Below are 21,813 nucleotides of genomic sequence, written 5' to 3' on the forward strand. Positions count from 1 at the left end.
AAAACAAACGCCGCCCCGGCCGGGGCGGCGTAAATGAGTTCGTGATCTCCGACGCGGTGCTACACCGGGTCAGTGCTCACCGGCCGGGCGGCCAACACCTGGCTGACGGCCGTCGTCGGAAGCTTTGGGGGCAGGCTCCTGCTCCGGCTCGTCTGCCGGTACGCCGCCAGACGGACCGCTATCGCCCCAGCCCTTTGGCGGGCGCGGCTCGCGACCTTCCATGATGTCATCAATCATATGGCGATCAATGGTTTCGTACTTCATCAGGGCGTCGGCCATCAGGTCGAGCTTTTCGCGATTATCAATCAGCAGCTGACGTGCCTTTTCGTAGCAGCTGTCGATGATGTTGCGAACCTCCTCGTCAATGCGCTGCGCCGTCTCCGGAGAGTACACAGTCTGCGCCTGACCGGCCGAGCGACCGAGGAAGGGCTCTTCACTGTCAGTATCGTACTGTAGCGGGCCAAGCTTCTCGGACAGACCCCAACGGGTGACCATGTTACGTGCCAGGCTGGTTGCCCGCTCGATATCGTTGGAGGCACCCGTGGTGACACCATCGAAACCAAGGGTCAGCTCTTCAGCGATACGACCACCAAACAGACTACAGATGGAGCTGATCAGGAATCGCTTGCTGTGACTGTACTTGTCTTCCTCCGGGAGGAACATGGTGACACCCAGGGCCCTACCCCGGGGAATGATACTTACCTTGTAGACCGGATCGTGCTCAGGCATCAGGCGGCCGACAATGGCGTGACCGGACTCGTGATATGCCGTATTACGCTTTTCTTTCTCGCTCATGACCATGGATTTGCGCTCGGCGCCCATCATGATCTTGTCTTTGGCGAGCTCGAACTCTTCCATGGATACCAGGCGCTGGTTGCGACGGGCGGCAAACAGCGCCGCCTCATTCACCAGGTTGGCCAGATCGGCACCCGAGAAGCCGGGCGTACCACGGGCAATCAACTGTGGCTCCACGCCATCCGCCAGGGGCACTTTCTTCATGTGCACCTTGAGGATCTGCTCCCGGCCGATGATGTCCGGCAGCCCGACCACCACCTGGCGGTCGAAGCGACCCGGGCGAAGTAGCGCCGGATCCAGTACGTCCGGACGGTTAGTAGCGGCGATCACGATAACGCCCTCGTTGCCCTCAAAGCCGTCCATTTCCACCAGCAGCTGGTTCAGGGTTTGCTCACGCTCGTCGTGGCCACCACCCATACCGGCACCGCGATGGCGACCGACCGCATCGATCTCGTCGATGAAAATGATACAGGGGCTCTGCTTCTTCGCCTGTTCGAACATGTCACGGACACGGGACGCGCCCACACCCACGAACATTTCCACGAAGTCGGAACCGGAAATCGAGAAGAACGGCACTTTGGCCTCGCCGGCAATCGCCTTGGCGAGGAGAGTCTTACCGGTACCCGGCTGACCCACCATAAGAACGCCCTTGGGAATGCTACCACCAAGACGCTGGAACTTGCTGGGATCCCGCAGGAAATCCACCAGCTCTTTCACGTCTTCCTTGGCCTCATCCACACCGGCCACATCGCCAAAGGTGGTCTTGATCTGATCCTCACTCATCAGGCGGGCCTTGCTCTTGCCAAAGGACATCGGCCCTTTGCCACCGCCACCACCTTGCATCTGTCGCATGAAGAACACGAACAGCGCGATGATAATCAGGATCGGGAAGGCTGCCACCAGTAGCTGAGTCCAGAGACTTTGACGCTCCGGCTCCTTACCAATGACTTCCACTTGGTTTGCCAGCAGATCGTCCATCAGCTTGTCGTCGGATAGCTGGGGCCTGATTGTCTGGAACTGGGAGCCGTCACCACGGGTACCCTGAACCTCCTGACCGTCAATGGTTACCTGACGGACCCGCCCGTCCTGGACCATTTCCACGAACTGCGAATAATTGACCTGTTGGCCGCTGGTGGTGGGAGTGAAATTCTGAAACACCATCAGCAGTACGGCGGCTATAATTAGCCATAGAACCAGATTTTTTGCCATATCGTTCAAGGATCATCACCTGTGAATTGAAGGATCTCCCCGTCAGGAGAAAGCCTTTTCTGACACCTTACACCAATTGTACGCCCGTCCACCAGATTCGGCCCATTCGTATCGGCCACTGCCGGGACGTCAATCCCCACGACCACTTCCGACCTGCGGGCGGGTCAGCCCTTAAATCCCTTGCACACCTGATATATCTCCCTCGATCTTGCCCGGGAGGAGTCAGGCTTCCTGCTGACAACGGTGCCAAAACTTGTTCGCATCTCGGCCAGCAGGGCGTCGAAACCCTCTCCCTGAAACACCTTTGCGACAAATACGCCACCCGGCTTCAATACCTGCTGCGCCATATCCAGCGCCAGCTCCACCAGGCCCATGGCGTTGGGAATATCCACTGCCGCCATACCACTCATGTTGGGTGCCATATCTGAAATTACAACATCGGCCCGTCGATCACCCAGTAATTCCAGCAATTCATCCAGCGCCGACTGCTCGGTAAAATCCCCCTGAACGAACTCCACGCCAGCGATCGGGCTCATGTCCAGAATGTCGCTGGCAACAACCACGCCCTTGTCGCCAACCCGCTCGACAGCCACCTGGGACCAGCCACCAGGAGCCGCCCCCAGATCCACAACAACCTGGCCAGGCCGGAACAGCCGATCTTTCTCGTCAAGCTCAATCAGCTTATAGCTGGCTCGGGAGCGATAACCGTCTTCACGGGACTTTTTGACCCAGACGTCGTCGAAATGTTCCTTCAGCCAGCGATCGCTGGTTTTCGAACGGGCCAAACCTACCTCCAGTAAACGTTACGCATCAGGCCGGGATACGTGGTAACTGCCATTTCACCGGCCAAAGGATCTGTTACAATCCCGCAATTATACGGAATCGTCAGTCGTTTCGCCGCTGACCTTTTGTTAATAGCATCCATAAAGAGATTACATAATGAGTCTTTCGCCAGAACAGCGCCGGGAATACCGGGGCATCGCCCACAACCTGAAGCCGGTCATCATTGTTGGCGACAAGGGCCTGACCGAAGGGCTTCAGGAAGAGCTTGAGCGCGCTCTGAACGACCACGAGCTGATCAAGGTCAAGGTGGCAAGCCAGGATCGCGAAGCCCGCCAGGAAGCAGTAGCCGCACTGTGCGAGGCGTCAGGCGCCGAACTGGTTCAGACCATCGGCAAGATCGCCGTGATCATGCGCCGGGCTAAAAAGCCCAACCCGAAGCTCTCCAACCTGCTGCGCCAGAAGCACTGATCCTCTGGCCGGACAGGCATGAAAAGCAAAAAGCCGGCAGGTAAATCCCTGCCGGCTTTTTATGCGGGGCAGGCTGCGCCTCAGATGTGGTCTACCTGCTCGATTTCATACTCGACGGTGCCCGACGGCACCCGGATTGCAACCACATCACCCTCGCTCTTGCCAACCAGTGCCCGGGCAATGGGCGAAGAAATCGACAGCTTGCCAGCCTTGATGTCCGCCTCGTCTTCACCGACAATCTGGTAAGTGACCTGCTCTTCGGTATCAACGTTTAGCAGGCGCACAGTGGTACCAAATATCACCTTGCCGGTGTTCTCGATGGTGTTGACATCGATGACCTGTGCCGCGGACAGCTTGCCCTCGATTTCCTGTATGCGGCCCTCGATGAAGCTCTGCTGCTCCCGGGCGGCATGATATTCCGCATTCTCTTTCAGATCGCCGTGTTCTCGGGCGTCGGAAATAGCCGCGATCACCCGGGGACGATCTTCGGACTTCAGTTTCTGAAGCTCCTCGCGCAGGCGGGTTTCGCCCGCCTTTGTCATGGGTACTCTGTCAGCCATAGTCTTACGTTCCTGCGTGGAGATCCTGAAGGCGGCGTACAGTGCGCTCAGGGCCGAACTTGATCGCCCGACAGAATGCTTCGCCGCCCGCCAGTGTCGTTGTGTAGGTTACCTTGGACTGCAAGGCCGACTGGCGAATCTGTGCCGAATCGGAAATCGCCTTACGTCCTTCGGTAGTGTTGATGATCAGCTGAACCTGACCATTCTTGATGGCGTCCACAATGTGCGGACGACCTTCCCGAACCTTGTTTACCCGGTCAACCGTGATGCCCGCTTCTTTCAGGGCCCTGGCAGTGCCGGTGGTAGCAATAACCTTGAAACCGGCGTCGACCAGATCCTGGGCTACTTTGGCAGCGCCGGGCTTGTCGACATCGCGGACTGACATGAACGCCGTGCCCTGGACCGGCAGACGCTCACCAGAAGCGAGGGCCGCCTTGGCAAAAGCCTCGTCGAAGCTGTCGCCGATGCCCATCACCTCACCGGTGGACTTCATTTCCGGCCCCAGGATCGGATCCACCGCCGGGAACTTGTTGAACGGGAACACCGACTCCTTGACGGAATAATGGGTTGGCACAATCTCCCGGGTGAACCCCTGCTCTGCCAGCGATTTGCCAGCCATGACCCGTGCCGCCACCTTTGCCAGGGACACACCGATAGCCTTGGAAACAAACGGAACCGTACGGGACGCCCGGGGATTTACCTCAATCACGTAAATCCGGCCGTCCTGCCAGGCCAACTGAACGTTCATCAGTCCGATAACATCCAGCTCGATCGCCATCTTGCGCACGGCTTCGCGCATTTCATCCTGCACGTTTTTCGGCAGCGTGTAAGGTGGCAGTGAGCACGCGGAGTCACCGGAGTGCACGCCGGCCTGCTCAATGTGCTGCATGATTCCGCCAATAACCACATCCTTGCCGTCACTGATGGCATCAATATCCACCTCAATGGCAGCATTGAGGAAGTGGTCCAGCAATACCGGGCTGTCGTTGGAAACCAGCACCGCATTGCGCATATAGCGGACCAGTTCCTCCTCGTCGTAGACAATCTCCATGGCCCTGCCACCCAGTACGTAGGACGGGCGGACCACCAGCGGATAGCCAATTTCCCGGGCTGCCAGAATACCTTCTTCGTGGCTGCGAACGGTGGCATTTTCAGGCTGAATCAGGCCAAGACGGCCGATCATCTGCTGGAAACGCTCGCGGTCTTCGGCACGGTCAATGGCGTCCGGGCTGGTACCGATAATGGGTACGCCGGCCGCTTCCAGGCCGCGGGCCAGTTTCAGCGGGGTCTGGCCGCCGTACTGGACAATCACACCCCTGGGCTTTTCGACGTTGATGATCTCGAGTACGTCTTCCAGGGTAATCGGCTCGAAGTACAGACGATCGGAAGTGTCGTAGTCGGTGGAAACCGTTTCCGGGTTGCAGTTGATCATGATGGTTTCATAGCCATCGTCGCGCATGGCGAGGGCGGCATGAACACAGCAGTAATCAAACTCGATCCCCTGGCCGATGCGGTTGGGGCCGCCACCGATAACCACGATCTTCTCGCGGTCAGAGGCGTCCGCCTCGCACTCTTCCTCATAGGATGAGTACATGTAGGCCGTGGAGGAAGCAAACTCAGCCGCACAGGTGTCTACCCGCTTGTAAACCGGACGGATATTCAGATCGTGGCGCAGCTTGCGCAGACTGACTTCCGAGATACCCAGCAGCCTCGCCAGACGGGCGTCGGAGAAACCCTTGCGCTTGAGGCGGAACATGGTGTTCCGGTCAATATCGGCCATACCGGCAGACTTGAGGGTATTCTCCTCTTTGATCAGGTCTTCGATCTGCACCAGGTACCAGGGGTCCACGTGGGTGTTACGGAACACATCATCCACGGACATGCCGGCGCGGAAGGCATCGCCAATGTACCACAGGCGCTCGGCGCCCGGCACATTCAGCTCCTGGGTAAGGGTTTCCTGGCCGTCGGTGGTGGTCAGATCCACCTTCTCTTCAAAGCCATCAGACCCCACTTCCAGGCCACGCATGGCTTTCTGCAGAGACTCCTGGAAGGTACGGCCAATGGCCATCACCTCACCCACGGATTTCATCTGGGTGGTTAGCCGGGCATCCGCCTGAGGGAACTTTTCGAAGGTAAAGCGCGGGATCTTGGTAACCACGTAGTCGATGCTGGGCTCGAACGAGGCCGGGGTAACACCACCGGTAATTTCGTTGCGCAGTTCATCGAGGGTATAGCCTACCGCCAGTTTGGCCGCCACCTTGGCGATGGGAAAACCCGTTGCCTTGGAGGCCAGGGCCGAGGAACGGGATACCCGCGGGTTCATTTCGATAACCACAACACGGCCGGTATCCGGATTGACACCGAACTGCACGTTGGAGCCGCCGGTTTCCACACCGATCTCACGCAGCACCGCCAGTGAGGCGTTCCGCATGATCTGGTATTCCTTATCGGTGAGGGTCTGGGCCGGAGCCACGGTAATGGAGTCGCCGGTGTGCACGCCCATGGCGTCGAAGTTCTCAATGGCGCAGACGATGATGCAGTTGTCATTCTTGTCGCGAACAACTTCCATCTCGTACTCTTTCCAGCCGATCAGGGACTCATCAATGAGCAGCTCGTTGGTAGGAGACAGATCCAGGCCACGGGTACAGATTTCCTCGAATTCGTCGCGGTTATAGGCAATACCGCCACCGGAGCCGCCCATGGTAAACGACGGGCGGATGATGCAGGGGAACCCGATGTCGTCGGCCACTTCCCAGGCTTCGGCCATGGAGTGGGCGATGGTGGCGCGGGGGCACTCAAGGCCGATCTTCTTCATGGCCTTGTCGAAGCGGTCACGGTCCTCAGCCTTGTCGATGGTATCGGCGTTGGCACCGATCATTTCCACGCCGTGCTTTTCCAGGATGCCGTGTCTCTCCAGATCGAGCGCGCAGTTCAGCGCGGTCTGGCCGCCCATGGTGGGCAGTAGCGCATCCGGCTTCTCTTTCTCGATGATCTTCTCGACAGTTTTCCAGGTAATCGGCTCGATGTAGGTGGCATCGGCCATGACCGGGTCCGTCATAATGGTAGCCGGGTTTGAGTTGACCAGGATAACCCGGTACCCCTCTTCCCGCAGGGCCTTGCAGGCCTGGGCTCCGGAGTAGTCAAACTCGCACGCCTGACCGATCACAATGGGGCCGGCGCCAAGGATCAGAATGCTTTTAATGTCGGTACGCTTTGGCATCAACGTGCCTCCATCAGGCGAATAAATTCATCAAACAGCGGCGCCACATCGTGGGGTCCGGGGCTGGCTTCCGGATGCCCCTGGAAACTGAAGGCCGGCTTGTCGGTGCGGCGAATACCCTGCAGGGAATCATCAAACAGGGACTTATGGGTAGCCTCCAGATTGTCCGGCAGGCTGGCTTCATCCACCGCAAACCCGTGGTTCTGGCTGGTAATCATCACCGTGCCGTCCTTGAGGTTCTGGACAGGATGGTTGGCTCCGTGGTGGCCGTGGCCCATCTTGACGGACTTCGCACCACTGGCCAGAGCCAGCAACTGATGACCCAGGCAGATGCCGAACACCGGTATTTCGGTTTCCAGCACTTCGCGGATGGCCTTGATGGCATAGTCGCAGGGTTCCGGATCGCCGGGGCCGTTGGAAAGAAAAATACCATCCGGGTTCATCGCCAGCACTTCCGATGCGGGCGTCCGGGCGGGCACTACGGTGATATCGCAGCCACGGCCCGCCAGCATGCGCAGAATGTTGAACTTCACGCCATAATCCCAGGCAACAACTTTGAACTTCGATTCGGTGCGCTCGCCGTAGCCGCTTTCGATATCCCACTCGCTCTGGCTCCAGGTCCAGGCTTTCTCTGAGGTCACTTCCTTCGCCAGGTCCATGCCCTTGAGGCCCGGGAAAGCGTTGGCCAGCTCCAGCGCTCTCTCTGCAGTGACGTCTGTGCCGGCAACCACGGCACCGTTCTGGGAGCCCTTATCCCGCAGGATGCGGGTGAGGCGGCGGGTGTCGATGTCAGCAATGCCTACTATGTTATTGTCCCGCAGGTAATCCTGCAGCGAACCGGTGCTGCGCCAGCTGCTCACCATCAGCGGCAGGTCGCGGATAATCAGGCCGGCGGCCTGGACGCGATCGGATTCGATGTCTTCTTCGTTGACACCGGTATTGCCGATGTGGGGGTACGTGAGAGTGACAATCTGGCGGGAGTAGGACGGGTCGGTCAGGATTTCCTGGTAACCGGTCATGGCGGTGTTGAACACCACTTCGCCGCTGGTTTCCCCTTCAGCGCCAATGGCGGTGCCGTAAAACAGGCTTCCGTCTGCGAGTGCAAGGATGGCTGGTGTACTCAAGGCTTGTATCCTCATCGAGTGGCGTACAGGTTCGTCACGAACAGGAACGCAAGCGCAAATTCAGGTCGCAAAAAAGCGAGAGGGAGTTGAACTCCGTCCCGCTTTTTCTATAGAGCGTTGTCAAAGCTACGCTTGGTGCAGTTAAACCGCGTCATTGTAAGAAATATGGGGCTTTGTGTCCATGTTCATTACAACCTACTTCAACCCCAAAACATCCTGCATGTCATACAACCCGGCTGGCTTACCATCCAACCACAACGCTGCTCGCATCGCCCCCTTGGCAAACGTCATCCGGCTACTGGCCTTGTGGGTAATCTCGATGCGCTCACCCTCGGTGGCAAACATAACCGTGTGATCACCCACTACGTCCCCTGCTCGGATGGTTTCAAAACCGATTTCCTTGCGGGTACGTTCGCCGGTAAAGCCTTCACGACCGTATACGGCACACTCTTTCAGATCGCGCCCAAGAGCATCGGCAACCACTTCACCCATGCGCAGAGCGGTTCCCGAAGGTGCGTCTTTCTTGTGGCGATGGTGAGCCTCGATGATCTCCACGTCGTAGTCGTCACCCAGGGCCGCAGCAGCGGTGCGCAGCAGATTAAGGGTGACATTGACGCCCACGCTCATATTCGGGGCAAAGACCATCGGGGTCTTTTCGGCGGCCAGGGCGAGCTGTTCTTTCTCGGCGTCGGTGAGGCCGGTGGTGCCGATAACGATCATCTTGTCGTTGGCTTTGCAGAATTCGGCGTTTTCCAGGGTCAGGTCGGGGAAGGTGAAGTCAACGAGTACGTCGAAATCATCTTTCACCTCGACCAGGCTGCCGGCCATTTTGATGCCGGTTTTGCCGATGCCGGTCATTTCGCCGGCATCGGCACCGATCAGACTGCTGCCCGGTTCGACTATGGCGGCAGAAAGCTCCAGGCCTTCGGTGCCGTCAACGGCTTCAATCAGCACCTTGCCCATGCGCCCTGCTGCGCCGATGATCGCTACCCTTGTATCGCCCATGTCACCTGCCCTCAGAATTTCATTTCGTCAAAGAAATTTTTCACACCCTCGAACCAGGAGCTTTTCCGTGGCCCATGCTGGTTGCCGCCACCGCTATCCAGGGTTGACTGGAATTCCTCGAGAAGCTCTTTCTGACGCTTGGTGAGATTGACCGGTGTCTCCACCACAACCCGACACAACAGGTCGCCGGAGGGCCCGCCACGAACAGGACTAACGCCCTTGTTCCGCAGGCGGAACAGTTTGCCGGTCTGGGTTTCCGGTGGAATTTTCAGTTTCACGCGGCCATCGAGGGTGGGCACTTCCAGCTCACCGCCGAGGGCGGCGTCCACGATGCTGATGGGAACTTCGCAATAGAGATTGCGGCCATCACGGGTGAAGATGGAGTGCTCGCGAACAGCAATCTGGACATACAGATCGCCCGGAGGACCACCGTCAACGCCCACTTCGCCTTCGCCGGAGAGACGGATGCGATCCCCGGTGTCTACGCCAGGTGGCACCTTGACCGACAGCGTCTTCTCTTCCTGAACGCGACCGGCACCATGGCAGGTCTTGCAAGGGTTCTTGATAACCTTGCCGGAACCACGGCAGGTGGGGCATGCCTGCTGGACAGTGAAGAAACCCTGCTGCATGCGGACCTGCCCCATGCCGTTACAGGTACCACAGGCTTCAGGACGGGAACCTTTTTCCGCGCCGCTGCCATCGCAGGTTTCACATTCGGTATGGCCGGGGATGCGGATCTGGACGGTTTTGCCTTTTACAGCTTCCTCAAGATCCAGTTCCAGGGTGTAGCGCAGGTCCGCACCGCGGGTAGTGCGGCCGCGACCACCGCCACCAAAGATATCGCCAAACACATCACCAAAGATGTCGGAGAAGCTGGCGCCACCGCCGCCTCCGAATCCGCCACCGGCTGAGCCATCAACGCCGGCGTGGCCAAACTGGTCGTAGGCCGCACGCTTGGATGAATCCGCCAGTATTTCGTACGCCTCGCTCGCTTCCCTGAATTTGTGGTCGGCATCCTCATCGTCTGGATTGCGGTCTGGATGATACTTCATCGCAAGCTTGCGGTAGGCTCGCTTGATCTCTTTTTCATCCGCTTCCCGGGCGACCCCGAGAATCTCGTAATAATCGCGCTTGGCCATGCTCTAAAACCCTGTTGGTAAAACGAGGAAAACGCGGGAGAGCTCCCGCGTTTTCCAACTGCCTGATGGTCTTAAGTTTTATCGCTTGTCGTCGTCTTTGACTTCTTCAAACTCGGCATCAACGGCGTCGTCGCTCTTACCGGACTGGGCACTCTCTTCGCCTCCGGCTTGCTGCGCCTGTTCTGCCTGGTCCGCATACATCTTCTGGGCCAGCTCGGAAGATGCTTCTGTCAGCTTCTGGGTCTTGGCCTCGATATCGTCCTTGTCGGAACCGGCCAGGGCTTCTTCCAGCTCTTTGATGGAAGCCTCAATGGACTCCTTCTCGCTGTCAGTTACCTTGTCGCCAGCATCGGCCAGGGTCTTGCGCACGGTGTGAACCATCGCGTCACCCTGGTTACGGGCCTGAACCAGCTCTTCGAACTTGCGATCTTCATCGGCGTTGGCCTCTGCATCGCGGACCATCTTCTCGATTTCGTCGTCATTCAGGCCGGAAGAGGCCTTGATAACGATAGACTGCTCCTTACCGGTCGCCTTGTCTTTGGCAGACACGTTCAGGATGCCGTTGGCATCGATATCGAAAGTGACTTCGATCTGCGGCGTACCACGGGGTGCCGGCGGAATGTCAGCCAGGTCAAACCGACCCAGTGACTTGTTCTGAGCCGCCTGCTTACGCTCACCCTGGACTACGTGAATGGTCACGGCAGTCTGGTTGTCATCCGCAGTGGAGAACGTCTGCGACTTCTTGGTCGGGATCGTGGTGTTCTTGTCGATCAGCGGCGTAGCCACACCACCCATGGTTTCGATACCCAGGGTCAGCGGGGTTACGTCCAGAAGCAGTACATCCTTGACATCACCGGAAAGCACGGCTGCCTGAATGGCTGCACCCATGGCTACGGCTTCGTCCGGGTTCACGTCTTTGCGCGCTTCCTTGCCGAAGAAGTTCTTCACCTTCTCCTGAACCATCGGCATACGAGTCTGACCACCGACCAGGATTACCTCGTCGATTTCGCCGATCTTGGCACCGGAGTCTTCCAGCGCGGTGCGGCATGGTGCGAGACTGCGCTCAACCAGCTCTTCAACCAGTGACTCGAGCTTGGCGCGGGTCACCTTCACGTTCATATGCTTGGGACCGCTGGCGTCCGCCGTTACATACGGCAGGTTGACGTCGGTCTGCTGACTGCTGGACAACTCAATCTTGGCCTTCTCGGCAGCTTCCTTCAGGCGCTGCATGGCCAGCGAGTCACCGCGCAGATCGATACCGCTGTCTTTCTTGAACTGATCAGCAAGGTATTCGATCAGCTTCATGTCGAAGTCTTCACCACCGAGGAAGGTGTCGCCGTTGGTGGCCAGTACTTCGAACTGGTGCTCACCGTCCACGTCGGCAATCTCGATGATGGAGATATCGAAGGTACCACCACCCAGGTCATAAACAGCCACGGTACGATCGCCGCTCTTCTTGTCCAGACCATAGGCCAGGGCTGCAGCGGTCGGCTCGTTGATGATGCGCTTCACATCCAGACCGGCAATCTTGCCGGCGTCCTTGGTGGCCTGACGCTGGCTGTCATTGAAGTAGGCCGGCACGGTAATAACCGCTTCGGTCACTTTCTCACCCAGGTAATCTTCAGCGGTTTTCTTCATCTTCTTGATGATTTCCGCGGACACCTGCGGGGGCGCCATCTTCTCACCCTTCACTTCTACCCAGGCATCGCCATTGTCTGCCTTGGTGATCTTGTAGGGCACCATCTTGATGTCTTTCTGGACCACGTCATCTTCAAAACGACGACCGATCAGACGCTTGATGGCGTACAGGGTGTTGTTCGGGTTGGTGACCGCCTGACGCTTGGCAGACTGACCTACCAGGGTTTCACCGTCTTCGGTGTAAGCCACGATGGACGGGGTGGTGCGATCACCCTCGGCGTTCTCGATAACCTTGACCTTGTCGCCATCCATGATGGCAACACAGGAGTTCGTGGTTCCCAGGTCGATACCAATGATCTTGCTCATGTAAACACTCCAATTCGATTGTTCAATTCAGTTCTGACTATTTTCAAAGCTGTTCCGGGAGCCCCGGTGCGCTGCCTGTTTACTGGCTATATTGGCGCGTTAATCTGCTTTTCAAGCCTGTTCGTCGATTTTTGGTGCATCCTCGGCCTTGGCAACCACCACCATCGCGGGGCGAACCAGCCGTTCATTCAGCATGTAGCCCTTCTGGACCACGGCCACGACGCTGTTAGGTTCCGCATCGGGCGCAGGCACCATGGACATGGCCTCATGCTGCTGGGGATCGAACGGCTCACCCACCGGGTTGAGCTGCTCGACATTGAATTTCCTGAGACTGTTCATAAACAGGTTCAGGGTCATCTCGACACCTTCACGGATGGACGCCACAAGCTCACCGGCATCCTCGTGCCCTTCGGTGCTTTCTACAGCCTTTTCGAGGCTGTCAGCAACCGGCAGAAGCTCCTTTACAAACTTCTCCAGCGCAAATTTATGAGCTTTTTCGACGTCAATCTCGGCGCGCCGGCGGACGTTCTGCATCTCTGCCTGCGAGCGCAGCATCTGTTCCTGGAACTCCTGCGCCTGCGCCTTAAGCGCCTCAATCTCGCCTTCGGAAGAGTTCTCCGCGGCATCGTCAGCAGCACCATTTTCCTGTGCGGCCGCTTCGGCCTTGCCCTTCAGCTCTTCCTCAACCTGTTCGTTACGCTTCTCGTCAGCGCTCATGGCAACTCCTGCTTGGTCGTCGACGGCCATAACAGCGGCCGGTTAACTATGGCTCCCGGTCATACAAAACCGGGAAAAACGTGTTTGCGAACGGATATGGGGCCCGCAAAGAATGTTTCAACCGTTGAGGCCATCATTCGTTCACAAATTCTACGGACGATGTTTGCAAACCGATAAATCCCTGTATATATTCACAGTCACTGTATGAATTAACAGTATTCAGGAAACGAGCGGAGGATATCTGCATGCTCACACAACTCACCGTCTCCAATTACGCCATTGCCGAACGGGTTGAACTTCAGTTTGCAAAGGGGATGACGGCCCTTACCGGGGAAACCGGTGCCGGCAAATCCATAGTGCTGGATGCCCTGGGCCTCGCCATGGGCGGCCGTGCCGATGCCGGCGCCGTGCGGCACGGAGCCAAACGTGCAGATATCACCGCCACCTTTGATGTTTCCGCAATTGCGGAAGCCAGGCAATGGCTCGAAGATCACGAACTGGATGATGACCATGAGTGCATACTGCGCCGCGTCATCAGCAAGGACGGCCGCTCCCGCGCCTATATCAACGGCCAGCCCTGCCCGCTGGCGCACCTGAAAGACCTGGGGAGCACGCTGATGGATATCCACAGCCAACATCAGCACCAGTCCCTGCTTCGCAAGGAAACCCACCGCAAACTGCTGGACGAGTTCGCCGGCGTGGATGCGCTGGCAGATCAGACCAGAGAAGCCTGGAAAATCTGGCACAGAACCCATCAGCGCCTGGCCGAACGTCGCCAGAACGCCGACGAGGCCGAAGCCCGCCTGCAACTGCTGAGATATCAGGTGGAAGAACTGGACCGCCTGGCCCTTCAAGAGGGCGAGCAGGAGCAACTGGAGAAAGAACAGGAACAGCTCAGCCACGCCGACGCCGTACTGCACAGCAGCCACCAGGCCACCCTGCTATGCACGGAAGATGACAACAGTGCAGCAAACCTTGTCAGGCAGGCGCTTCAGCAACTGGAACAGCTGCCTGTAGAGGTGCCGGCACTGGCTGAAACCGTCCAGATGTTGAACGAGGCCCAGATCCAGATTACCGAAGCAGGAGATAACCTGCGCCACTTCGTGGAAGATTACGACGCAGATCCGGCCAGGCTGGCGGAGGTGGAAGAGCGCCTGAGTTCGATTTACCAGATGGCACGCAAACACCGCATAACTCCGGAAACCCTGCCTGAGTTCCACCGCTCCCTCACTGCAGAGCTGGCTTCCCTGGACGATGGCGAAGGCAGCATTGAAAAGCTGGAAGCAGAGCTGGACGAACAGCTTGGCCTGTTTAACGGACTGGCCACACAACTGTCAGAGGCCCGGCAGCAGGCGGCTGCCAAGCTGGACCGGCGGATTGCTGAAGAGTTGGCCCAGCTGAGTATGCCGGCCGTACAGTTCGTTACCCATCTGAGCCGCAACAAGGATGAGGAGCCTGCACCCCATGGCCTGGAAGATATCGAATTCCTGGTCAGCGCCAACCCCGGACAGCCTGCACGGCCGTTGGCCAAGGTTGCTTCCGGCGGAGAACTGTCCCGCATCAGCCTGGCTATTCAGGTGGTGGTTGCACAGACATCCACCACACCAACCCTGGTGTTTGATGAGGTAGATGTCGGCATTGGTGGTGGAACCGCTGAGGTGGTTGGTCGACTGCTCAGAAGCCTGGGAGATAATGGCCAGGTTCTGTGTGTGACCCACCTGGCGCAAGTGGCGGCGCAATGCCACCAGCACCTGTTTGTCAGCAAGTTCACGGAAGCAGACGCTACTTACTCGAAGATCGAGCCACTCGACGAAGATGGCAGAGTAAGCGAAGTGGCGCGGATGTTGGGCGGCGTTGATATGACGGAGCATACCATTGCCCACGCCCATGAAATGTTCACCAAGGGCCAGGCAACGCACCACTGAGGAGTCGCAGATTCGTAAGGTATTCCCCTCTCGATCCTGAGAGTTTTTGGGGCGGGCTCAACACCCGCCCCTTTTTTCTATTCCGCCCCGCGACTCAGGACTTGATTGGTTTGACGTAGAGAATCAGGCTGTGGTCGACGATCTCATAACCACGCTCCTTGGCAATCTTCTGTTGCCGCTCTTCGATGATGTCGTCAACGAACTCGATGACTTCTCCGGTCTGGGTGCAGACCATATGGTCATGATGGTCGTCGCCCGCCATTTCGAATACCGCGTGGCCACCCTCAAAGTTATGGCGCAGAACCAGGCCCGCAGCCTCAAACTGGGTGAGCACCCGATACACAGTTGCCAGGCCCACGTCATCACCCTGTTCCAGAAGCTTCTTGTAGACATCCTCTGCACTGAGGTGATGTTCCTCGGAGTTTTCCAGGATATTGAAAATTTTCACTCTTGGCAGAGTGACTTTAAGACCGACTTTCCGCAATTCGGTGTTTTCGGATGACATGTTACGATTCACTCTTTGGTGTGCCTCACGGCTTCCGGTATGATGGAGCCGCATGTTAACGGTCAGACCGTGTCACACCTGCCCCTGGCAGGCGATTTCAAGATAGAGGATTTCCCCCGGCGATGCAAAAGATCACAGCTCTCATTCTCACTCTCATCATGACTGGCTGTGCCTTTCCAGGTGTGTACAAGATCAATGTGCAACAGGGAAACGTACTTACTGACGAAGAGCTGACTTCACTGGCCGAGGGCATGTCCCGCAGCCAGGTTCATTCCCTGCTGGGAACACCCCTGATGACCAACCCGGCGGATCCTTCCCGGGAATACTATGTGTATACCTTCCAGCGCAGCGGTGGTGACATCGAGGAGCAGCGGGTTATCGTCTATTACGATGACGAACAGTATTCCCACTACGAAGCGCAGCTGCTGGAAGAGACCCCGGCATACTGAATCTGCTTCAGGTTTTCTTCTTTGCCCGGTTAAGCCGGGCCTCCTTGGGATCGATCTTTAATGGCCGGTATATTTCAACCCGGTCACCCTGACGCAACTCGTGTGCAGACGGACTCTTGATCACCTTGCCAAAGATACCCATGTCGTCCTTTTCCGGATCAATTTCCGGAAAAATTGCGTCGATGCCGGAAGCCCGCACCGCTTCCACCGCCGTCGTGCCTTCCTCGACCTGTAACCGGACTATTTCCTGTCTGTCTGGCCGGGCGAACGCCACTTCCACATCGATCAAGCCACACCTCCTCGATAAAGCTCGTCTGCACGACGGCAGAAAGCATCCACCATGGTATTCGCCGCCTGGCTGAATACCGGGCCGAACGTCATTCGTGACAGAGACCCGGAGAACTCGAACTCCAGGGTCAGAATGACCTTGCAGGCATTATCATCCAGAGATTTGAAATGCCAGCGGCCACTCAGATTCCTGAAGGGACCATCCACCAGACTCATTTCAATAGTATCCGGCAACAGCAACTGGTTGCAGGTGGTCAGACGATGGCGAACCCCACCCCTGGCGATATCCATGGACGCCACAATCTGCTCGCCCGTTTCTTCATGTATTTCAGTATCTGCACACCAGGGCAGGAATTCCGGATAGCGGGCTACATCATTGACCAGATGGAACATGCGATTTGCCGGATGCATAACCAGCGCGGTTTTATCGATCTGATGGGGCATTAGAGGCAAACGTCCTGCTTGATACATGCTTGATTGGATAATGCTGGTGAGCCTTGCCGGATTTAGCCTGGCTCAGACGCTATGATAAAGGATCTCGTCGTCATTGGGACCACCCTCCTCTCCATTCTTTCCATTGGCGCCCTCCTGTTCACTCTTGCCATCGCTTTGCGGAGTTTCACGTCCTTCCCCATTGCCGGCTTCACCCTGCTCGTCGCTACCTGCCTCCGGAGAGCTTTTGTCAGAGCCTTCCGGGCGTATTGATTCCGTCGCCACCACATCCGCTGGGCCGCACCAGGGAGCAACACTCCCGTTATTGCACATGGCAACCAGTGACACTGCCGTGTACTGAATACCGACATATGCAACCACCAGGGGAAGCACCAGCCGCATGACCCAGAACCATATCCTGCGGAACAATCCCGGCGCCCTTCCCAGTATGATAAAGGTCAGGTTACGGGTCAGACACCAGCCCGCAAATATCGCAATCAGGATACTCACCAGCGGTATCAACAAACCGCCGGCCGCCAGCTCAAGCCACCGGAAAACCGTGCCGCCGGCCAGGCGATGCTCGGACCAGACATTGAAGGACAGCAGCGTCACGAGGCCAACCAGCCATACCAGCATGCCCATCAGGAACACCGACCACCCCCGGGGAGCGCCCGTCCATTCCCGGAACCACCCGACAACCGGTTCCAGCAGGGACAGCGAGGTTGTCCATACGATCATTACAATCAACAGGAAGACCGCCGCAATCACGAACTGACTGCCGGGCAGATCCGACAATGCCAGGGGCAGGGAGAGGAACAGCAGGCCAAAGCCACGCTCTCCCTCCATGGAGTGCCCCCCGGGTACAAGAGAGTAAATCGCCAGGCCGGCAACAATGGCGATCAGCGTATCAATCAGCACCACTGCAAGTACCGAACGCTTGAGCCGGGTACCAACCGGCGTATAGGCGCCAAACAGCGTCCACACCCCCATTCCCAGGCCCAGGGTGAAGAAGGCGTGAAACAGTGCAGCCTGCACGCTCTCCGCTGTTACGTCATCAGGGTGGAAGCTGAGCATGAAACCGGAGGCACTGGTGAAATCACCACTCCAGACAGCCAGTCCAAAAAGCGCCAGCAACATGATCAGCATTAACGGTGCAACCACGCGAACCGCCCGCTCGATTCCATCGACCACGCCCTGCATGGATACCCAGATAACCAGCACCAGGAAGAACCCGTGCCAGGCCATGAACACGCGATAGTCCTCCGGTTCCGAGACCAGCGCAGAGAGCGTGGCCGCCGCCTGTGCTTCGCCAGCGCCCAGGAAACGGCCCATGGCGCCATAGAACACGTACGCCAGGGCAATGGCTCCGAACACGGCAGTAAAGGAAAGCACAAGAAGTGCTGCAAGAATTCCCATCCTGCCGGCCCACACCCACAAACGGGAGCGCCGGGCACTGCGCACATAACCATCCAGCGACAGCACCAGACCATGTCGTGAATGACGCCCCATGGCAGATTCGGTAATCATCAGGGGGAGCGTCACCAGTACCAGACATACCAGGTAAAGCAGAATGAACAGCCCACCACCGTGATTACCGGCCAGATAAGGGAACTGCCACACATTCGCCAGGCCAAAGGTTGCCCCGGTTGCAGCCCAGAAAAAGGTGGTTGGCCGGGTCCAGGACCCGATGGAAGTTGCGTATGGAGTAGGCATTCCATTCCCTGACGACATCTGAGGGCACATTGTAGCGGAGTAATTGCGAACCGTACGACCAAGGATACAGCCAATCGCGTCGATTTCGTGACCAGTCTGGCACTACTAGGCTACAATGCGCGCTTTTCCGGCATGAATACGCCCGGCAAATTCCTTGTGCGACTCCGGATCATCGATTCATGAGCAAGAAGAAACCCGGCGCTCCGAGCGCCACCATTGCCCTTAACAAAAAGGCAAAACACGAATACCACATCGAGGAACGCTTCGAAGCCGGCCTGGCTCTGCTGGGCTGGGAAGTGAAATCCCTGCGTGCCGGCAAGGCGCAGCTGACCGATGCCTACGTGCTGCTGAAGGATGGTGAAGCCTGGCTGCTGGGCTCCCACATTACGCCATTGATCACTGCGTCTACCCACGTCATTGCGGACCCGACACGCACCCGCAAACTGCTATTGCACGCCAAGGAAATCGGCAAGATTGTTGGCAAGGTCAACCAGGCAGGTTACACCTGCATCCCACTGGCGCTCTACTGGAAGAAGAACAAGGTAAAATGCGAAATTGCCCTGGTGAAAGGCAAGAAGCTGTTTGACAAGCGCGCCACCGAGAAGGAACGGGACTGGAACCGGCAGAAGCAGCGTATCCTGCGCGACACCAACCTCTGACCACCACCGATAACCTGATCACGGCCCATTAAAAATTGCACAATACCTGACACCGGTCATGGGCAGCATGGGCCGGTGTGTTGCATACTCACCCTCTTTGTTAAGAATTCCAACAGGCCTATACTCGGGAGTCCCGGTGCATGGCAGAGGGAGAGCTTATGTCACCAAAAAAGATACCCATGTCTGCTGTTGACCGCGCATGGCTGCGCATGGACACACCGGAAAATCCGATGATGATCTGTGGGGTACTGACCCTGGATCAGCCGATTTCCATCAACCGCCTGAAACGGACACTCGAAGAGCGCTTCCTCTACTTTGAGCGATTTCGCCAGCGAGTGGTCGATCAGGGCGACCGCGCCTACTGGCAGGATGATCCCCTGTTTCATCTGGACAACCACCTTCACCAGATTGCCCTGCCGGGAAAGGCCGACAAGGCCGAACTGCAGAAACTGGCCAGCGACCTGAACAGTACCTCACTGGATTTCCGCCGGCCGCTCTGGCAAATGCACTACATCGACAATTACGAGGGTGGCAGCGCCCTGGTGGTTAGAATCCATCACTGCATTGCCGATGGCATATCCCTGGTGCGGGTAATGCTCTCGCTTACCGACAAAACCCCGGAACCCAGACTGAAGCGGGTAGCGACCAAGCCACGGTCCAGCCACAAGGCAGCCTCGACACTCCAGCGCACGCTCCACAGACTGGTGGACAGCACCCATGCTGCAACAGATCAGGCCAGGCTGTTTCTTCATTCCATGCGCGAAGAGCCCAGTTACCCCCTGAAACTGGCGTCCTCTGCCGGCGGTGTTGCCATGGACCTGCTCAAGCTGGGGCTGGCGCCGTTCGAACCCAAAACCGACCTCAAGAGCCCGCTTTCCGGGCGCAAACAGGTCTCCTGGGGCGAGCCGCTGGATCTCGAAGAAGTGAAAGCTTGCGCCAAAGCACTCGGAGGGACCGTCAACGACGCGCTGCTATACGCCACCACGGGCGCCCTGCAGCGGCATTTCGCTGCCAACAGGGAACCCATCCCGGAATGCGGGATCCGGGTAGCCGTGCCTTTCAACCTGCGGCCACTGAACCAGCCCATCGAAACCCTCGGCAACCAGTTCGGCATGGTTCTGGTGACGCTGCCTGTAGAAGTCCAGGACCCCATCATGTGTTTCCGGCAGGTACAGGAAAACATGAACCGCCTCAAACGCTCCTACCAGGCTCAGGTTACCTATAGCCTCCTTGATCTGTTCGGCCGTGGCCCCGATATACTGGAACGGCGCGCTTTGGAGCTTTTGAGCAGGAAAGCCTCTGCGGTGCTGACAAACGTCCCGGGACCCAAAGATGCCCTGTACCTCGCCGGCAGCAAACTGACCCAGCCCATGTTCTGGGTTCCCCAGAGTGGCAGCATTGGCATTGGCATCAGTATTTTAAGCTATGCCGGTACTGTTCAGTTCGGCATCACGGTCGACAAGGCAATCCATGCCAACCCGGAAGAGGTAATGAGCCACTTCCGGGAAAGCTTCCAGGCCCTGAGCCACTTAGCTCTTGCAGGCCGGAGCGGTGCCCGTGCGCGTAAGGCCAGCCAGGCCCGATAGGTACAACTACCGGGCCCGGCGCACAAAACTGCAACAAACAAACCTTGAAGTCCGGCAAACGGGCCACATATACTGTGAGTAAGGGGACGACATGGCTTCGACGCTGGTGGCGAACCCTTGGGTGCATGTCGAGATGGCAGCGAATCTCGTTAATCCAAAGCTGCAACGCAATAGTCGCAAACGACGAAAACTACGCACTAGCAGCGTAAGCTGCTAGTCGTCCTGACCGGGTCGCCCGTAGCCCGGAAGCAACATCTCAGGACGTCATCGCTTACGGGATGCTCCGTTATCCAGAGTTCACTGGCTAACGGCTAAGATTCAAAGAACTCGGTTCTTGCACCCTGGCTCTCGGGTCGCTTGAACTTAAACCAATAGAGAGACGCTAAGCATGTAGATCTCAAGGCTGAGTACTGGCGGACGCGGGTTCAATTCCCGCCGTCTCCACCAACCAACTAAAAAAGCCCCTGAATTCAGGGGCTTTTTTATGCCTGACAGTCCCGATCCGAATCACGTCTCGTCCGCGGCAATCTCCTCCCCATGCCCCATTTTCTCAAGATTCAACGGTGACTTTATCGGTTCCACCAGCAACGGTTCCCTGATTCGGGTCTTGAGCAGATGCTGCAGCGGGTCCGTGTTCGTCAGATGCGGGTCCAGCCACATATCAAACTCTTCCGGCCCGAGCATCAGCGGAATACTCTTCGGATGTATATGGCTGAACCTGGGGTGCGGCGGAAGGGTAACGATGGTAAACGAGGGCACAACATCGCCCCGGAAATCCCAGAGTTCATAAAGGCCCGCAAAAGCAATAGCGCTGTTAACGGGATGGATGTTGTAGCACTTTTTGCGGCCTTTCTCTCCGGTCCATTCGTGGAAGGCACTGGCCGGGATGATGGCCCGCTGGGAGTGAAAGCGCTGTTTCCAGAGCGGGCTGGTCCCCAGACTTCCGGCACGGGCGTTGAAGGTGCTGTATTTCGGTGAGGGCCGATATCCGCTGCCATCGGGTTTTGGCTCAATGAGCAGTGACCAGATGGCATCTTCCAGATTGCGGCCCTGCGAGGTTTCGTAAACCACCCGGGCATTTGCACCCGGGGCGATGTTTACCCGGGGCTCTATACTGAGAGGAATTCCAAGCTCCTCCAGCAGCCCCTGCACCAGGGAATCGTCACTTACGTTAAACCGGCCGCACATGTCATTGCCCCTTTTCCGTGGTTGGGGCCACTCCCCGGCGAGAC

At 57.6% G+C, this 21,813-nt stretch carries 19 protein-coding genes and 1 other RNA gene; 6 read left to right on the forward strand and 14 right to left on the reverse strand.

The annotated features are described in order from the left end of the window. Positions 1-69: 69 nt before the first annotated feature. Together ftsH and rlmE are read right to left on the reverse strand one after the other, a co-directional pair. Positions 70-2,013, reverse strand: a complete 1,944-nt coding sequence (gene ftsH / locus ACESMB_RS02320; RefSeq protein ID WP_372970829.1) for an ATP-dependent zinc metalloprotease FtsH — start codon at positions 2,011-2,013, stop codon at positions 70-72. A gap of 155 nt (positions 2,014-2,168) precedes the next feature. Next, the gene (gene rlmE, locus ACESMB_RS02325; RefSeq protein WP_372926447.1) at positions 2,169-2,789 is read right to left on the reverse strand and encodes a 23S rRNA (uridine(2552)-2'-O)-methyltransferase RlmE; all 621 of its coding nucleotides are present in this window, start codon (positions 2,787-2,789) and stop codon (positions 2,169-2,171) included. A gap of 154 nt (positions 2,790-2,943) precedes the next feature. Between rlmE and yhbY the strand changes: the two genes are divergently transcribed. Continuing rightward, positions 2,944-3,255, forward strand: a complete 312-nt coding sequence (gene yhbY, locus ACESMB_RS02330; protein WP_372926446.1) for a ribosome assembly RNA-binding protein YhbY — start codon at positions 2,944-2,946, stop codon at positions 3,253-3,255. Positions 3,256-3,335: 80 nt separating this feature from the next. Here yhbY and greA read toward each other — a convergent pair whose 3' ends face one another. From greA to grpE, 7 genes are all read right to left on the reverse strand, one after another. Continuing rightward, the gene (gene greA, locus ACESMB_RS02335) at positions 3,336-3,815 is read right to left on the reverse strand and encodes a transcription elongation factor GreA (RefSeq protein ID WP_372926445.1); all 480 of its coding nucleotides are present in this window, start codon (positions 3,813-3,815) and stop codon (positions 3,336-3,338) included. A gap of 4 nt (positions 3,816-3,819) precedes the next feature. After that, complete coding sequence (gene carB, locus ACESMB_RS02340; protein WP_372926444.1) at positions 3,820-7,035, reverse strand: carbamoyl-phosphate synthase large subunit; 3,216 nt, start codon at positions 7,033-7,035, stop codon at positions 3,820-3,822. Continuing rightward, positions 7,035-8,159 (reverse strand): glutamine-hydrolyzing carbamoyl-phosphate synthase small subunit, encoded by a 1,125-nt coding sequence (carA, locus tag ACESMB_RS02345; protein WP_372970830.1) that lies wholly within the window; start codon positions 8,157-8,159, stop codon positions 7,035-7,037. Before carA ends, carB begins: the two co-directional genes overlap by 1 nt. Positions 8,160-8,354: 195 nt before the next feature. Beyond that, positions 8,355-9,164: a 4-hydroxy-tetrahydrodipicolinate reductase gene (dapB, locus tag ACESMB_RS02350; protein WP_372970831.1), complete on the reverse strand. Its 810-nt coding sequence runs from the start codon at positions 9,162-9,164 to the stop codon at positions 8,355-8,357. An 11-nt stretch (positions 9,165-9,175) separates the two neighbouring features. After that, a complete protein-coding gene (dnaJ, locus tag ACESMB_RS02355; RefSeq protein WP_372927280.1) occupies positions 9,176-10,303 on the reverse strand; it encodes a molecular chaperone DnaJ in 1,128 nt (375 codons plus the stop codon). A gap of 78 nt (positions 10,304-10,381) precedes the next feature. Then, entirely contained in the window at positions 10,382-12,307 is a 1,926-nt protein-coding gene (gene dnaK, locus ACESMB_RS02360; protein WP_372970832.1) for a molecular chaperone DnaK, read from the reverse strand. Between the two features lie 111 nt (positions 12,308-12,418). Beyond that, the gene (grpE, locus tag ACESMB_RS02365) at positions 12,419-13,024 is read right to left on the reverse strand and encodes a nucleotide exchange factor GrpE (RefSeq protein ID WP_372927278.1); all 606 of its coding nucleotides are present in this window, start codon (positions 13,022-13,024) and stop codon (positions 12,419-12,421) included. 245 nt (positions 13,025-13,269) lie between these two features. Between grpE and recN the strand changes: the two genes are divergently transcribed. Further along, on the forward strand, positions 13,270-14,949 hold the full coding sequence (recN, locus tag ACESMB_RS02370) for a DNA repair protein RecN (protein ID WP_372970833.1): 1,680 nt from the start codon (positions 13,270-13,272) through the stop codon (positions 14,947-14,949). A 94-nt stretch (positions 14,950-15,043) separates the two neighbouring features. Here the strand turns inward: recN and fur are convergent, their stop codons facing one another. Then, positions 15,044-15,454 (reverse strand): ferric iron uptake transcriptional regulator, encoded by a 411-nt coding sequence (gene fur / locus ACESMB_RS02375; RefSeq protein WP_137435836.1) that lies wholly within the window; start codon positions 15,452-15,454, stop codon positions 15,044-15,046. Between the two features lie 122 nt (positions 15,455-15,576). Here fur and ACESMB_RS02380 point away from each other — a divergent pair, with 122 nt between their 5' ends. Then, complete coding sequence (locus ACESMB_RS02380) at positions 15,577-15,903, forward strand: outer membrane protein assembly factor BamE (protein WP_372927276.1); 327 nt, start codon at positions 15,577-15,579, stop codon at positions 15,901-15,903. A 7-nt stretch (positions 15,904-15,910) separates the two neighbouring features. Here the strand turns inward: ACESMB_RS02380 and ACESMB_RS02385 are convergent, their stop codons facing one another. The 3 genes from ACESMB_RS02385 to ACESMB_RS02395 form a co-directional block, all read right to left on the reverse strand. Next, entirely contained in the window at positions 15,911-16,192 is a 282-nt protein-coding gene (locus ACESMB_RS02385) for an RnfH family protein (RefSeq protein WP_372927275.1), read from the reverse strand. After that, a complete protein-coding gene (locus ACESMB_RS02390) occupies positions 16,189-16,635 on the reverse strand; it encodes a type II toxin-antitoxin system RatA family toxin (protein ID WP_372927274.1) in 447 nt (148 codons plus the stop codon). Before ACESMB_RS02390 ends, ACESMB_RS02385 begins: the two co-directional genes overlap by 4 nt. 72 nt (positions 16,636-16,707) lie before the next feature. Next, positions 16,708-18,336 (reverse strand): sodium-dependent transporter, encoded by a 1,629-nt coding sequence (locus ACESMB_RS02395; RefSeq protein WP_372927273.1) that lies wholly within the window; start codon positions 18,334-18,336, stop codon positions 16,708-16,710. Between the two features lie 179 nt (positions 18,337-18,515). Between ACESMB_RS02395 and smpB the strand changes: the two genes are divergently transcribed. The 3 genes from smpB (at position 18,516) to ssrA (ending at position 21,028) form a co-directional block, all read left to right on the forward strand. Beyond that, entirely contained in the window at positions 18,516-18,995 is a 480-nt protein-coding gene (gene smpB, locus ACESMB_RS02400; RefSeq protein WP_137435843.1) for an SsrA-binding protein SmpB, read from the forward strand. Between the two features lie 158 nt (positions 18,996-19,153). Further along, the gene (locus ACESMB_RS02405; RefSeq protein WP_372970834.1) at positions 19,154-20,581 is read left to right on the forward strand and encodes a wax ester/triacylglycerol synthase family O-acyltransferase; all 1,428 of its coding nucleotides are present in this window, start codon (positions 19,154-19,156) and stop codon (positions 20,579-20,581) included. A gap of 82 nt (positions 20,582-20,663) precedes the next feature. Beyond that, positions 20,664-21,028: a transfer-messenger RNA gene (gene ssrA / locus ACESMB_RS02410) on the forward strand. 60 nt (positions 21,029-21,088) lie between these two features. On the opposite strand, the gene ACESMB_RS02415 is transcribed toward ssrA, so the two are convergent. Beyond that, the gene (locus tag ACESMB_RS02415) at positions 21,089-21,769 is read right to left on the reverse strand and encodes an SOS response-associated peptidase (protein ID WP_372970835.1); all 681 of its coding nucleotides are present in this window, start codon (positions 21,767-21,769) and stop codon (positions 21,089-21,091) included. Positions 21,770-21,813 lie beyond the last annotated feature (44 nt).

Origin of the sequence: Marinobacter sp., from assembly GCF_041686475.1 — a bacterium.
Lineage (GTDB): Bacteria > Pseudomonadota > Gammaproteobacteria > Pseudomonadales > Oleiphilaceae > Marinobacter.